The sequence below is a fragment of the Sporomusa sphaeroides DSM 2875 genome, assembly GCF_001941975.2.
Lineage (GTDB): Bacteria > Bacillota > Negativicutes > Sporomusales > Sporomusaceae > Sporomusa > Sporomusa sphaeroides.
Map to the genome: position 1 here is coordinate 3,025,001 of NZ_CP146991.1, position 2,500 is coordinate 3,027,500.

Consider the following 2,500-nt stretch of genomic DNA (forward strand, 5'->3'; position numbering starts at 1 on the left):
GGGTTCCTCGTGTCCCGTGGTACTCTGGATTCCGGCCATTTCGCTCTGCCTTTCGCTTACAGGGCTTTTACCTTCTGCGGCCTACCTTTCCAGGTAGTTCGACTAGGCCTGACGAAACTGTTGCCGGTCCTCAACCCCAGAGAGCTAAGCTCTCTGGTTTGGGCTCTTCCCCGTTCGCTCGCCGCTACTTAGGGAATCTCGTTTGATTACTTTTCCTCCGGGTACTTAGATGTTTCAGTTCCCCGGGTGCCCTCACTACCTTAGTAGTGTGACGGTGCATTACCACCGCCGGGTTCCCCCATTCGGAGATCTAGGAGTCAAAGCTTGCTTGCAGCTCATCCTAGCTTTTCGCAGCTTACCGCGTCCTTCTTCGGCTCTTGGCGCCTAGGCATCCACCGTATGCCCTTATTAACTTGACTTAATTGGTTTAAGCCGTTAATTGCTTACGTTTTGCCTTCAGTTAAATCCTAATTGCGCGTTTAAGAACTTCTCATATTTGCATATAAGAGGTTGGTTAAACTTTGCTTTCTTCTGTGCAGTTTTCAAGGAACAACGGAACATCTATGTTATCATAATTACTTGTTTGTTTCAACAAGCAAGTTATGGTAACTTTAGTTCCTGAACCAGCAACTTCCTAATCTCCCAGGCCGTTTCCAGCCAAGTACCTTCGGCGTTTATGGGCTTAACTACTGTGTTCGGGATGGGAACAGGTGGAGCCCCACAGCTATCGTCACTGGATATGGTGTTTTCAGGAATATCTATGTTAGCATGGTCACTCGTATATTTCAACAAGTAACTTTTACTAATTAGCATTCCCTCAAAACTAAACAATGTAAGTGATACTACAGCGAGCACATAAGCTCCGTCTAGTATCGTAATGCTTTGCCAAATGTACCGACCTGGAATACCGGGTCTTGTTTCATACCCGAGTTCTCCCTAGAAAGGAGGTGATCCAGCCGCACCTTCCGATACGGCTACCTTGTTACGACTTCACCCCAATCATCGACCCCACCTTAGACGGCTAGTTCCATTTCTGGTTACCCCACCGGCTTCGGGTGTTGCCAACTTTCGTGGTGTGACGGGCGGTGTGTACAAGGCCCGGGAACGTATTCACCGCAGTATGCTGACCTGCGATTACTAGCGATTCCGACTTCACGGAGGCGAGTTGCAGCCTCCGATCCGAACTGAGAGCTTGTTTGTGTGTTTGGCTCAACCTCGCGGTCTTGCTTCACTTTGTTTAAGCCCATTGTAGTACGTGTGTAGCCCAGGACATAAGGGGCATGATGACTTGACGTCATCCCCGCCTTCCTCCGCATTGTCTGCGGCAGTCTCCCTTGAGTTCCCACCTTTACGTGCTGGCAACAAAGGATAAGGGTTGCGCTCGTTGCGGGACTTAACCCAACATCTCACGACACGAGCTGACGACAGCCATGCACCACCTGTTTTTGTGTCCCCGAAGGGAGGGATCTATCTCTAGATCTTTCACTCAATGTCAAGCCCTGGTAAGGTTCTTCGCGTTGCGTCGAATTAAACCACATACTCCACCGCTTGTGCGGGCCCCCGTCAATTCCTTTGAGTTTCAACCTTGCGGCCGTACTCCCCAGGCGGGGTACTTATTGCGTTAACTCCGGCACAGAAGGGGTCGATACCCTCTACACCTAGTACCCATCGTTTACGGCCAGGACTACCGGGGTATCTAATCCCGTTCGCTCCCCTGGCTTTCGCGCCTCAGTGTCAGACACAGTCCAGAAAGTCGCCTTCGCCACTGGTGTTCCTCCCAATATCTACGCATTTCACCGCTACACTGGGAATTCCACTTTCCTCTCCTGCACTCAAGATTCCCAGTTTCCTGCGCCCATACGGTGTTGAGCACCGCACTTAGACACACGACTTAAGAATCCACCTACACGCCCTTTACGCCCAATAATTCCGGACAACGCTTGCCACCTACGTATTACCGCGGCTGCTGGCACGTAGTTAGCCGTGGCTTCCTCCTTTGGTACCGTCATTAGATTGCATTATTCACACAATCCACGTTCGTCCCAAACGACAGAGCTTTACAATCCGAAGACCTTCTTCACTCACGCGGCGTTGCTCCGTCAGACTTTCGTCCATTGCGGAAGATTCCCCACTGCTGCCTCCCGTAGGAGTCTGGGCCGTGTCTCAGTCCCAGTGTGGCCGTTCATCCTCTCAGACCGGCTACTGATCGTCGCCTTGGTGAGCCGTTACCTCACCAACTAGCTAATCAGACGCAGACCCATCTCTAAACGATAGCTTACATGTAGAGGCCATCTTTCTTAACTCAGCCATGCAGCCAAGTTACCACATTCGGTATTAGCACCACTTTCGCGGTGTTGTCCCCAGTTTAGAGGCAGGTTGTCTACGCGTTACTCACCCGTTCGCCACTAAGTATCTATTGCTAAATACTCCGTTCGACTTGCATGTGTTAGGCACGCCGCCAGCGTTCGTCCTGAGCCAGGATCAAACTCTCCAATAAAGT

At 51.0% G+C, this 2,500-nt stretch carries 3 rRNA genes (1 of these 3 only partly in view); all 3 read right to left on the reverse strand.

Annotated features, from left to right (window positions below):
• Positions 1-419: ribosomal RNA gene (locus tag SPSPH_RS14130) — 23S ribosomal RNA — on the reverse strand; it reaches 2,498 nt to the left of the window's first position.
• 202 nt (positions 420-621) lie between these two features.
• A 5S ribosomal RNA gene (gene rrf / locus SPSPH_RS14135) occupies positions 622-738 on the reverse strand.
• Between the two features lie 202 nt (positions 739-940).
• Positions 941-2,497 (reverse strand): 16S ribosomal RNA (locus SPSPH_RS14140).
• Together the 16S, 23S and 5S rRNA genes form the textbook arrangement of a ribosomal RNA operon.
• Positions 2,498-2,500: the final 3 nt, after the last annotated feature.